The sequence below is a fragment of the Nonomuraea sp. NPDC049784 genome (genome assembly GCF_040659615.1).
Taxonomy (GTDB): Bacteria; Actinomycetota; Actinomycetes; order Streptosporangiales; family Streptosporangiaceae; genus Nonomuraea.
Genome location: NZ_JBFAMX010000351.1, coordinates 1 through 10,412, shown reverse-complemented (window position 1 = coordinate 10,412; position 10,412 = coordinate 1). Strand labels below are relative to the sequence as shown.

Annotated in this window: 13 protein-coding genes; 7 read left to right on the top strand and 6 right to left on the bottom strand. The window is 66.0% G+C overall.

Annotated elements, in window-relative coordinates:
• Nucleotides 1–151: 151 nt before the first annotated feature.
• Genes AB0J09_RS42355 through AB0J09_RS42345 form a run of 3 tightly spaced genes read right to left on the bottom strand, consistent with a single transcriptional unit; the run spans nt 152 to nt 2,297 of the window.
• Nucleotides 152–1,039, bottom strand: a complete 888-nt coding sequence (locus AB0J09_RS42355) for a Gfo/Idh/MocA family oxidoreductase (protein WP_360704150.1) — start codon at nt 1,037–1,039, stop codon at nt 152–154.
• Entirely contained in the window at nt 1,036–1,947 is a 912-nt protein-coding gene (locus tag AB0J09_RS42350) for an NAD-dependent epimerase/dehydratase family protein (RefSeq protein ID WP_360704147.1), read from the bottom strand. The genes AB0J09_RS42355 and AB0J09_RS42350 overlap by 4 nt, the downstream gene beginning before the upstream one ends.
• A 2-nt stretch (nt 1,948–1,949) precedes the next feature.
• Entirely contained in the window at nt 1,950–2,297 is a 348-nt protein-coding gene (locus AB0J09_RS42345) for a YrdB family protein (protein WP_360704145.1), read from the bottom strand.
• 114 nt (nt 2,298–2,411) lie between these two features.
• Between AB0J09_RS42345 and AB0J09_RS42340 the strand changes: the two genes are divergently transcribed.
• Genes AB0J09_RS42340 through AB0J09_RS42330 form a run of 3 tightly spaced genes read left to right on the top strand, consistent with a single transcriptional unit; the run spans nt 2,412 to nt 4,336 of the window.
• On the top strand, nt 2,412–3,104 hold the full coding sequence (locus AB0J09_RS42340) for a TetR/AcrR family transcriptional regulator (RefSeq protein WP_360704142.1): 693 nt from the start codon (nt 2,412–2,414) through the stop codon (nt 3,102–3,104).
• Nucleotides 3,105–3,128: 24 nt separating this feature from the next.
• Nucleotides 3,129–3,458, top strand: a complete 330-nt coding sequence (locus tag AB0J09_RS42335; protein WP_360704139.1) for a helix-turn-helix transcriptional regulator — start codon at nt 3,129–3,131, stop codon at nt 3,456–3,458.
• Entirely contained in the window at nt 3,443–4,336 is an 894-nt protein-coding gene (locus AB0J09_RS42330) for a hypothetical protein (protein ID WP_360704136.1), read from the top strand. Before AB0J09_RS42335 ends, AB0J09_RS42330 begins: the two co-directional genes overlap by 16 nt.
• Here the strand turns inward: AB0J09_RS42330 and AB0J09_RS42325 are convergent.
• The gene (locus AB0J09_RS42325; protein WP_360704134.1) at nt 4,323–4,721 is read right to left on the bottom strand and encodes a TetR-like C-terminal domain-containing protein; all 399 of its coding nucleotides are present in this window, start codon (nt 4,719–4,721) and stop codon (nt 4,323–4,325) included. The genes AB0J09_RS42330 and AB0J09_RS42325 overlap by 14 nt on opposite strands.
• Here AB0J09_RS42325 and AB0J09_RS42320 point away from each other — a divergent pair.
• From AB0J09_RS42320 to AB0J09_RS42305, 4 genes are all read left to right on the top strand, one after another.
• On the top strand, nt 4,630–4,884 hold the full coding sequence (locus AB0J09_RS42320; protein ID WP_360704131.1) for a DUF397 domain-containing protein: 255 nt from the start codon (nt 4,630–4,632) through the stop codon (nt 4,882–4,884). The genes AB0J09_RS42325 and AB0J09_RS42320 overlap by 92 nt on opposite strands.
• 425 nt (nt 4,885–5,309) lie before the next feature.
• Complete coding sequence (locus AB0J09_RS42315; RefSeq protein ID WP_360704127.1) at nt 5,310–5,552, top strand: hypothetical protein; 243 nt, start codon at nt 5,310–5,312, stop codon at nt 5,550–5,552.
• Nucleotides 5,549–7,756 (top strand): hypothetical protein, encoded by a 2,208-nt coding sequence (locus AB0J09_RS42310; RefSeq protein ID WP_360704124.1) that lies wholly within the window; start codon nt 5,549–5,551, stop codon nt 7,754–7,756. Before AB0J09_RS42315 ends, AB0J09_RS42310 begins: the two co-directional genes overlap by 4 nt.
• Nucleotides 7,757–8,184: 428 nt before the next feature.
• A complete protein-coding gene (locus AB0J09_RS42305) occupies nt 8,185–8,343 on the top strand; it encodes a hypothetical protein (protein ID WP_360704121.1) in 159 nt (52 codons plus the stop codon).
• A 295-nt stretch (nt 8,344–8,638) separates the two neighbouring features.
• Here the strand turns inward: AB0J09_RS42305 and AB0J09_RS42300 are convergent, their stop codons facing one another.
• On the bottom strand, nt 8,639–9,085 hold the full coding sequence (locus tag AB0J09_RS42300; protein WP_360704119.1) for a hypothetical protein: 447 nt from the start codon (nt 9,083–9,085) through the stop codon (nt 8,639–8,641).
• Nucleotides 9,086–9,482: 397 nt separating this feature from the next.
• Nucleotides 9,483–10,412, bottom strand: a 930-nt coding sequence (locus tag AB0J09_RS42295) for an alpha-isopropylmalate synthase regulatory domain-containing protein (RefSeq protein WP_360704116.1), incomplete at its 5' end; no start/stop codon positions are given.

The window sequence follows — 10,412 nt, the reverse complement described above, 5'->3', positions numbered from 1 at the left end:
AGCGGCGGGCCCGCGCTGTACGCCGGCGCGGTGGCCGGCGTCGTGTCGTCGTCCAGCCCGCTGAGGGACACGAAGGGGTACACCGTGCTCACCCGGCTGAGCACGTCCGCGTTCGAGCGGATGTTCGCCAAGGCCGACAGGGCGATGCAGCTCACGCCGTCCGGCTGACGATCTCCTCGCAGAGTGCGTGCGTGGCCAGGGCGTCGTCGGCGGCGATCCGGCGACCCTCGCGTACGGCGGCGAGGAACTCCAGGCAGATCTGCTCGATGCCGCGCTGCCTGGCCACCGGGGTCCAGTCAGGGCGGCGGACGAGCGTCTCACCGCCCCGGTAGTCGATGACGTCGCCGAGGTTGACCACGCGGCGTTTGGCGCCGTCGCCCATGGCCTCGCAGGACTCCTCGCTGGCTCCGCTGACCCGGTTCATGAGGCCGATGGCGGTGAAGCCGGCGCCGGACAGCTCCAGGACGATGTGCTCGATCAGGCCGTCCCGGACGCGGGTCCTGATGGTGGTGCCGGTGACCGGGCCTGGGGCGAGGAACCTGAGGGTGTCCACCACGTGGATGAAGTCATCAAATATCACCCGCCGGGGCACGTCGGGGTGATTGTCGCGGTTCTTCTCCATGAGGAGGAGATGGCGGGGATGGGCGGCAAGCCCGGCATATCCGGGGGCGTACCGCCGGTTGAAGCCGACCATCAGCGACTTCCCCTCGGTCTCCGCCAGCCGTACGAGCCGCTCCGACTCCTCGAGCGTGTAGGCGATCGGCTTGTCGACGTAGACGTCGATCCCGGCCCGGAGCAGCGGCTCGACGAGCTGCGGGTGGGCGTCGGTGGCCGCGTGCACGAACGCCGCGTCGGCTCCCGACTTGATCACGTCATCCACGCTCGTGGACCGTCCGGCGACGCGGTAGGTGTCGCCGAGACGGTCCAGCCGAGCCTGGTTGCGCGTGCAGAGGTGCAGGTCGAGGGCGGGCTGGGCGGCCAGCACGGGAAGGTACGCCTTCTCCGCGATGTCACCCAGGCCGATCATGGCTATCTTCACGCGTCGAGCGTAGCCTTGAGCGCCTCGTCGATCGGGATAGGCGCGATGCCGAACGTGCGCTGGAACGCCGAAGAGTCGAGCACGTACGGCGCCGTGAACTGGTAGCGGACGTGCTTGAGCTCTCCGAGCATGGGCGAGAAGAGCCCGGCCGTCCTGACCAGCGCCCACGGGATCTGCGCCAGCTTGGGCGCGGGCAGGCCGAGCAGCGCGGCCATCCGCTCGCCAAGCTGGCGGAAGCTCAGCGGGTCAGCGGTGGGCACGTGCCAGGGCCGGCCCCAGGCCCGCTCGTCACGGCCGGCCACGATCAGCGCGTCGGCCACGTCGGGCAGGTACGTCCAGCTGTGCGGCATGTCGGGAGGATAGGGAACCTGGATGGTCTTGCCCGCCCTGAGCGGCACGAGGAACCGGTCACCCAGGTAGGACTGGTCGGTGGTGCCCGGACCGAAGTAGTCGGAGCCCCGCACCTCGGTCGTCCTGATGCGGCCCGCCTCGTGCGCGGCCAGCGCGTCCCGCCACATCTTCGCCCGCACCCGCGCCTTGGGGCTGGTGGAGGCGAGCGGCAGGTCCTCGGTCATGGGGCCGTTGACCGGCCCGTACGGGTAGAGGTTGCCGAGCATCACGTACACGGCGCCGCTCGCCTCCGCGGCGGCCAGGAACGAATCGGCCATCGGCGGCCAGTCGGTGAGCCAGCGGTGGTATCGCGGGTTGACGCAGTTGTAGAGGACGTCGGCCCCCTTGGTGACCTCGATCAGCCTGGCCTTGTCGGCGACGTCGGCGGCGACCTTGACAGCCCCTTCGGGACCGCTGCCCGAGCGGGTCACGACGGTGACCTCGTGTCCCTGCGCGACGAGCTTGCTCGCCACATGCGTGCCTACCTGGCCGGAGCCCACGACGACGTGCTTACCCATGATCAGACCTGCTTCCAGATGATGCGGAGTACCGCGTTGAGTACGAACAGTGCGAAGAAGACGGCCGCCGGGGTGACCAGTCCAGCAGCGTAGAGCGCGACGGCGCCGCCGCCGAACCAGAGGATCTCCAGAGCGGCGCGGGCCAGGCCGGTGAGGGGGAAGGTGGCGTTCGCACCGCCGCCCGCGCCGAACAGCGCCCACACGGCGATGAACAGCGCCGGGCCACCGAGCCCGGCCGGCAACTTGATCGCCCAAGAGTCGCTCACCGTGAAGCCCCAGTAGCCCACAGAGCCCAAGACGCCCAGCTCCAGGAAGAACATCAAAGCGGCGTTGGCGTGCTTGGCGAGCATCTTGGTCCTCCATCGTGTGTCGCTCGGTTACGAGAGCAATGCTCTCTCAAGAGAGCGGCGTTCGTCAAGAGCGGTGCTCTCGTTTTTTGGCACCGCTCTGATAACCTGTGGTCCATGACAGCCAGCCGCACCGCCAGAGAACGTGTCAGGGCCGAGCTCACCAGGGAAATCACCGATATCGCGCGCCGCCAGCTCGCCACCGAGGGCGCCGGCGGCCTGTCACTGCGGGCCGTCGCGCGGGAGATGGGCATGGTCTCCTCGGCCATCTACCGCTATTTCCCGAGCCGGGACGACCTGCTGACCGCGCTGATCATCGACGGCTACAACGCGCTGGGCGAGGCCGTGGAGCGGGCCGACGCCGAGTGCCCACAGGACGACTTCCCGCGCCGCTGGATGACCGTCTGCCACGCGGTGCGCGACTGGGCGGTGGCGCACCCGCACGAGTACGCGCTGCTCTACGGCTCCCCCGTGCCCGGCTACCAGGCGCCACAGGACACGATCGCGGCGCGGGTGCGCGACGTCGCCGTGCTGGGCCGGATCGTCTCCGAAGCCTGGGGGGCGGGCGCGATCCGTCCGCCCGCGGATTCACTGTCCGAAGAGCTGACGTCGGAGGCGGCCGCGCTCAGGGACCTCATGCCCGGGGTGCCCGACAGCGTGCTCTGGCGCGGTGTCTCGGCGTGGACCACGCTGTACGGGTGGGTCAACTTCGAGGTGTTCGGCCAGTTCAACAACACGATCGAGGACAGGCGGACGGTGTTCGAGCACTCGATGCGGCTTGCGGGCTCGGCTATCGGGCTTGCTCAGTGAGACTTACTAAGTTTTACTGAATACATGGCACGGAAGACACAGGAACTCGGCCGCTTCACGGACGTGGCGCTGCTTGTGCTCATCAGCCTGGCCGAAGGGCAGAAGCACGGATATCGGATGATCAATGACATCGAGGAGTTCTCAGGGACCGCGCTGGAGCCGGGCACGCTCTACGGGGCGCTGATGCGGCTGGAGGAGCGCGGCTGGATCGAGCCGGTTAAGTCGACCGAGCGGCGCAAGCCGTACCGGATCACTGACAGTGGGAGGACCGCGCTGAGCGAGCAGCTCGCCACCCTGCGCCGCATCGAGCAGGCAGGCGCCAGGCGCATGGGGACCGCTTGGGGGCTCGCATGATGCGGGCCGTGGCCGAGGCGATGCTCAGCCTCTACCCGAAGCCGTGGCGGGAACGTTACGGCGAGGAGGTCGCCGATCTGATCGCGTCGCGGCCGGCACGTGTGCGCACGGTGCTCGACCTGATCAAGGGCGCGGCCGACGCCTGGGTCCACTACCGGCACGTCCCGGGGGCCGGGGGCTTGACGGTTCCTCTCGCGGCGGTCCTGGCCTGTGCGGGGGCGGGTCTGTGGCTCCTGTGGAATCCGGGCGTGCGCGACGTGGCCAGCCTGCACGGCGTGTGGGCCGAGGCAGCGAGCTTGGGGCCGATCGCCGGGAAGATGCGGAACATGGCGCAGACGTGGTTTGTCATGGCGGGCGTCATAGCCGTGCTCTCGGTGGGGCCGCTGCTCCACACCTGTCTGGCCGCGATGCGCCGTTCCGTGCACGGGCCGCTCACGCGGATGACCGCGCGACGGGTGATCATGACGGCCGCACTGCTCGTCGTCCCCGTCGGGCTGGTCGGCTTGGTCTTCGTGAACCTCGCCTTCCTGGACGCGGGCTATCCCGTCGGGCCGCTGGGCGAGGCGATGGTGGGCGGCTTCCACGTGCCGCTCATCATGGCACTGGTGCTGCCGCTGCCCATGACGGCGGCGGGCGCGCCATCGCTCGGCTCCGACGTGCGCGGCACCGGCCAGATCCTCGCATCGGCGGCCATCTGCAACGCGCTCGCCTGGGGGGCCGTCGCGGTCCTGCTGGTGCTGGGCTTGGAGAAGGCGTCCTGGTCGTTCGTGGCGATGGTGGCGCTGAGCGCGCTGGTGAGTGTGTGGATGGCCGCGCTGGTGGCGAGGAGCGCGATCAGGCGCGGCACAACCGTGATGGGCCTGCTCAGTCCCGCGTGAAGAGCGGCACCAGCACCTCGTCCACGATCGCGATGACGAGCTCGTCGGGGATGGGCGGGCCCTCGAAGAGGAAGTGGTGGCGCAGCAGCGCGTGACCGGCGTCGAGGCGGCGGGGGGTGACGGCGACCGGGTCGACCTCGCCTCGCTCGACGGCCCGGCGGACGACCTCCGCCATCAGCGTCCTGGAGGTGCTCTGGTAGTTCTTCCGCAGGGTGCTCAGCGGCGACTCGCCGAGCAGCCCGCGCATCGCCTCGCCCGCCGGGCCCGAGAGCGCCTTCGCCGCGAGCCTGAGCATGGCCACCAGGTCGTCGCGCAGGTTGCCCGTGTCGGGCGAGGACTCGGGGCTCGGCAGCGAGTGGCGGACCGCCACGTGGCGCAAGTCCACCCGATCGGGACCCGACGGCGGCAACTGCGTTGAGGTCGCCGAACTCTCCGGCGGGCGCCGCGGCGTCCGCGACAGCAAGAACCCCACCGGACCCGCGCTGATCTTCACATCCGACGAATGGAATGCCTTCATCTGCGGGGTAAAAGCCGGCGAGTTCGACTAACCTCTACAGCCACCCTCCGAGTAAGGCGGCGCTCTTTCCCTTCGTGACGGCGTACTTGTCGATCATCTGACCTTGGTCCCGCCCCGATTGTTTCAGTTGATGTTCAACGAGCGTCCGCTGGATTTCATTCTCGTTGAGGACAAGAGATCCACAGCCACAGCCAATTCATACCAGACAAGACCAACCAAAGACCTCATCCCTACCAATCGGCAATGGCAACTACACACAGCTTTCCTCTCCAGAGAAGGCTAAGGGTCCGCCCAGTCAGACAAAACACCTCATTTTCGAACACAACGCGAACGCGCTATACCTTTCAACGAGTTCAAGTTTGTTCTGTTGACATGATGTTGATTACCGTGTGGAAAGACGTGGAGGACGCCGCCTCCTGATCTGTTCTGCGTAGCGAGCCGTACAAGGGGATCATCTTGGCCGACCTCGATCGCCAGGCGATGCGGGCCGTTGCGGAGCGGATCCAGCGACTGTCCGACGACCACTGGTGGGCGCTCGACCCGTCCTGCCGCCTGATGGAGGCCGACGCGTGGGTGGGGCCAACGGGCGCCCGGTTTGACACCCAGGTCCACGCTGACCAGCGGGAGCTGCGTGACATGCTCGCACAGGCCGTCGACAGCGCGAACCAGAAACTGGCCTCGCTTCAGGACACACCATGACGGAGTTCACCGGGGTCAAGTTGCCCGAATTCGACACAATGACGAGCAGGCACACTGAGGCGGCCAGGCAGCTGGAGGAGCTGGCGCAGGCCCTCCACAGCGAGCTGCAGAGCGCCGGGCTCGACTCTTCTCCGGCGGCGCGGCTCCGGCAGCTGGCCGGACGGGTCACCACGCAGGCCGAGGACCTGCGGCGGCGCCAGAAGCTGGTCCACGAGCTGCAGAGGCAGAGGGTCACTTTCGGCAGGAGCACGCCCGCCGGGAGCTTCCTCGATATGCCCGACAGTCTGGAGGCCGCCAACGGGCTGCTGGACGGGACGCTGGCAGGTCGCGCCGTGCTGAACGCCGCAGAAGGAGACACCAGAGCACTGGCCGCACTGGAGAGGTATGCGTCGCGGACCGGGGACGCGGAGTTCGTCAAGGCGTTCCTCGGTGCGCTGGGCGCCCAGGGCGTGACACGGCTACCCGGCTCGCTCGCCGCGCAGTTGCGCGATGCCAGGGCATATGGGGACTCCGATCGCATGGCCCAGCTCTCCCGCCAAGGCCAAAAGACCCTGCGCATGCTGAGCACGGCTCTGGCCAAGGGAACCGATCCGAAGAATCCCGCGTACGTGGGGGCCGACTTCCTCAAGGACCTGGTGAAGGAGGGCCGAGCCGAGCACAAGGCCGGCGACACGAAGTACTCGGGTTACCAGGCACAGGCGCTCATCTGGCGTGTCCACGACGGCAAGCCGCCATTCTCGAAGGAGTTCATGGAGGTCGTCGGGCGCGATGTGATCGTCTACGAGTACGACCAGCGCAAGGACGAATGGGCGGCGAGGAAGGATCCGCTGGGACGCGTCTTCGCGGATGTCCAGGTCCCGATAGTCGACCTGGCCGGCGCACTCGGCCTCGGTAACCTGCTCAGGCCCGGAACACACGCTGGCAGCCCCGGCACGAAAGGCACCTCGTCGGTGGTGGACGACCTCTTCCACGCGGCGAAGTCCAGCCGCGAGGCATCGCACGCCCTGCTGGACCACATTCCGGCTGGGTGGAAGGAATCCGTGCTGGACTATCTGCTGACGACTCGGTGGGACGCATCCCGCTATCTGGGCGACTACGCGCCGTTCAACGACATGCTGGTGACCGCGACGGCCAGCCAGGACGCGACCTCCCAGAAGCTGGCCGCCGAGATGACCAAGATCCTCGCCGACGAGGTACGCGGCGCCTTCGGCAAAGCCGACAGCGGCAACCTGGAGATCAGGGACCGAGACACGTTCGATCGGTACACGCCTCTGAGCTACCCTCTGGCCCGCGCGATCGCGGCCAACATCGACCAACTCTCCCGGCTCCTCCTGGACCATTCGACCTTCGGCGAGGTCGCGGCCGAGTACATGTCCTACGCTCTGGCGCTGGCCACCTCCCACGACGCCGGCTTCAATGCGCTGATGGCAGCGCAGACCGAGCACATGCGAGCGGCGCTCGACACCGTGCCCCCGGTCGGTCTCGACTTCTCCAACGCCGAGCGGCTCGGATTCACACAAGCCGACGTCAAGGAATTCGATTTCGATGGGGACGGACGAGTCGACAAGGCCGACATCAAGCAGTTCTTGACGGACCGCACTGTGGCGGAGGCACGTCCTTTCAGCCACATCGTAGAGATCCGACGCCAGGTGCTGATCGCCCAGGGGCTGGACGACAAGAAGGCGGACGAGGCACTGAAGACCATGGTGGGCGACGCGATCGGGCTGCTCCCGGTGCCGGGAGCCAAGCAGGTGGGCCAGCTCGCCAAGGGAGTATTCGGCGACCTGATCGGCAATGGGTACGACCAGCTCTCCGGAGCCGCGTATGACGAGATCGCCAATCAGGTCGCCCAGCGGATGTCCGAACACGGGCGGAGTCTGGACGAGACGCACCGGACGCTTGCGGACAATCGGCTGGCGGTGGAGAGACTGGCAGAGCAGATGCTCGCCACAACCATGCTCAACAAGGGTCTGCTTGACGATATCGAAATGATCGATCGGAACTTCACAACTGGAACCCCACCGACGATCAAGCCCTTCACCGAGATGAGCCCACAGGACTATAGCCAGTTCCTTGAATGGGTTCAGAAAAAGGGCGGAGGCCGTGATCTGATCGATCGGTTCAGCGGAACCTTCCGTCGGACCAGCGAGGTGGACGACTACCTCGACCTTCAGATCCCGTCCTCCCTCGGAGGTGGTAGATGAGAGATTCTCGTCTACCTGTCGTTCTGGGTGCTCTTACGGTGCTCATCGCGGCCTGCACACCGGGGAACGAGGTCGTCTCCACACCAACACCAGCTCTTCAGTCAGTCGTAGATTCCGCGCCATACATCTGCAAGCTCATTCCTGAGCAAGCTTTTCGTTTGGTGAGTGGCATAACTGGTCCTCTCGTCGAGAAAATGAGTGGTAATGAGAACAGCGGTGAGTGTTGGGCCCCTGACGCGTCCCCGCGACCACTTGAGGTGGGCTGGCTACAGGTAAGCGGCCGGACAAGCCGGGAGCATCTGGACTTCGTTATGGACGACAGACGTGACCTCTACAGTAGGCACGGCGGGGTTACGCTCCCTAACGATCTCGGTGACGGCATGGCCGCCTACCTCTCGAATACTCCGTTCGCCGACCAGCCATACCAAGTGAGCGCGAAGTTTAAGTGCGGCGGCAAAGAACGACTGGTCGACATCTTCCTGGCTCAAGTCGCCAAGGGCCGGGATGCGATGAAGGACCTGATCGCGCTCATGCGCATCGCCCAAGAACGCTACAGCGAGGTCTACGACTGCACTCGCGACGAGTAGCAACCCAGCCCCCATAACCGGCAGCTTGGGTGCAATTGACCGCCGAGATGATGGCCTTGAGCGAGGCCGTCATGGTGTTGGCGTCGTTGCCGACCCCCACAGCGCCTACCCGGGAGCGCACTCCTCATCCTGACGCCCGTGATGGTGTCAATGGAGGCCGACATCGGACTGTTGCCCGTGCCCTCGATCTCGGATCTTCCCATCGAGCCGTACGTCGGCGCTGATGAGGTCCTAGTCCGCCATGGGCTCGCAGTCGTGAGTCATGAGGCTGATCTCGAATTCCGGCTGCATCTGTCTACAGCGGGGCAAGCCAAAATTGTAGCTTCAGCAGAGTGAAGCTGACGAGGTCCGGCATGAACTCTTCGTGGCCCAGGCACTTGCGATGGATCCTGACCTGCCAGGCGCTGTCCCGCCGGTCAAGATCGAACTCTGCACCGAAAGACGCGCCATCGGAGTGGCGATTTATAGCGAACACTCTTCCGGAGGTCAGGCGCACGCTTCCGGACCAGGTCCTGTCCCAGGAGTAGAGCGGAGGAGGCGGTCCATCCCAGAGCTCGTATTTAATCAAGCATCTTTCGCTTTGAGCCTCGTTGATTGCTATACCATTGTCGGCGGTGACTACCCACTCGCCCGCATCGGCGCGGATTTTATAGAGGCCCCACTCGTTCTCGACGTCCGCAATGCCGCTCAGATATTTCGAGATCTCGCGCCCATCGAGGAGTTCGGCGATAACGCTTGCCACGGTTTCCTGACTTTCCTATGTCGCCAGCACAAGGAATGAGACCTGTTCGGGATTCGGTTGTTCTAGTACCATGCGTTCAGCGCATGGCACGTGCCGTCGATTCTGGGTGCTTTCGGCCCGCCAAACCGAAAATTGATACGAAACGGAACTACTCGCAGTCCAGTTCCAGCCTGCGGCTTGGGTTAATTCTTGCATACGATGCCCGCGGCCGCGCGATTTTCCTCATTGATCGGCCGGTATCCGTGGCGCTCCAGTGAGCTTTGCCAACTGCCGCCTGGGATCTTCTTTGGCCAGTTAAGTCCGGATAGGTCAATCCTTGATATGAGGTATGTCAGCACCAATAAACTCGACCACGCCTCCCTGATCGCGAGGCGCGGTCGAGTGATGGGTACGTGCCTTATGGGCGCGAAGCGCGGTTGACCGCCGAGATGATGGCCTTGAGCGAGGCCGTCGTGGTGTTGGCGTCGATGCCGACCCCCCACAGCACCTGCCCGTTGACCTCGCACTCGAGGTAGGAGGCGGCCTTGGCGTCGGTGCCGGCGCTCATCGCGTGCTCCACGTAGTCGAGGACGCGCACCCGGAGGCCGATCCCCGTGATGGCGTCGATGAAGGCCGAGATCGGGCCGTTGCCCGTGCCCTCGATCTCGCGGATCTCCCCGTCGAGCCGTACGTCGGCGCTGATGCGGTCCTTGTCGTCCACCGTGGACTCGTGGCGGTGGGCCATGAGGCTGAGGCGGCCCCAGCGGTTGGCCGGGTTGGGGAGGTATTCGTCGCGGAAGATCTCGTACATCGCGGCCGGGCCGATCTCGCCGCCCTCGCTGTCGGTGCGGGCCTGCACCACCTTGGAGAACTCGATCTGCAGCCGCCGCGGCAGGTCGAGCTGGTGGTCGGCCTTCATGATGTACGCGACGCCGCCCTTGCCGGACTGGCTGTTGACGCGGATGACCGCCTCGTATGTGCGGCCGATGTCCTTGGGGTCGATCGGCAGGTACGGCACCGCCCAGTCGAACTCGTCCACCGGCACGCCCGCCGCGGCCGCGTCGCGCTCGAGGTGCTCGAAGCCCTTCTTGATGGCGTCCTGGTGGGAGCCGGAGAAGGCGGTGTAGACCAGCTCGCCGCCCCACGGGTGGCGCGGGTGTACGGGCAGCTGGTTGCAGTATTCGGTGACGCGACGGATCTCGTCGATGTCACTGAAGTCGATCTCGGGGTCGACGCCCTGGGAGAACAGGTTCATGCCCAGGGTGACGAGGCAGACGTTGCCGGTGCGCTCGCCGTTGCCGAACAGGCAGCCCTCGATGCGGTCGGCGCCCGCCATGTAGCCCAGCTC